The organism is Haloferax prahovense DSM 18310 (assembly GCF_000336815.1).
Taxonomy (GTDB): domain Archaea; phylum Halobacteriota; class Halobacteria; order Halobacteriales; family Haloferacaceae; genus Haloferax; species Haloferax prahovense.
On sequence record NZ_AOLG01000036.1, the window covers coordinates 1 to 750 of the forward strand.

General features: G+C 54.4%; 1 pseudogene. It reads right to left on the reverse strand.

The window, feature by feature from the left end:
- Positions 1-383, reverse strand: a pseudogene (locus C457_RS11185) (site-specific DNA-methyltransferase); the annotation flags it as partial.
- Positions 384-750 lie beyond the last annotated feature (367 nt).

The following is a 750-nucleotide window of genomic DNA, read 5'->3' on the forward strand; positions in this document are numbered from 1 at the left end:
GTCTCCTCAGCAACGGCGACGTCTTCCTGAGTCTCCCAGAGGTCTTGGTACTCTTCGAGGTCTTTCTGCCCGAGATTCGCGTACTGGTCTTTCAGCGACCCATCGGGGTTGAAGATATCGTCGTCCCAGTCCTGGCGCAGTTCTGTGGCTTTCTCTTCGAGTTCTTCCTCGATCTCGGCGCGCTTCGCGTCAGCCAGAGATTCGAGGCTCTCGTCGACAGCATCGAGGAGGTCGTCTTCGATGAACTGCTCAATTCGGTCTCGACGCTGGTTCAGTATGCGGTAGACACCAAAGTCGAGATCGGCAGCGTCGAACTGGAAGAGCTCACGCAGCAGTTCCTGGAGCTGTTCTCGATTCCCGTCTCGTGTGGTTTGCGTAGACATGATTAGGTTCGTGACTGGAGGGGTCGCTCAGACTGCCATGCACCGAGGATCGCAATCCCAATGTTCCTGTCGGATGGTCGTGCTTCAACTTCGTTTCCCGTATCGTATTTGACCATCCGCATGAGGCTATGTCGCGGTGTTCCTGACCAGCCGTTGTAAAAATTCCCGTTCGGATCGGAGATAGTGCCTCCCATGGTTAGCTGATGAGGAGGAACAGCCAGTAGGGAATGTAACAGAGGTTGACGCCGTCCCGCTCAACAACGAGTGAACCCGACTGCATCACTTCCTTTGGCAGGCTATCCGCAATGATGAACCTGTAGGGAGCTTCGTAATCGATGTCGAGAAGCTGTCTCTTATACACATCTCT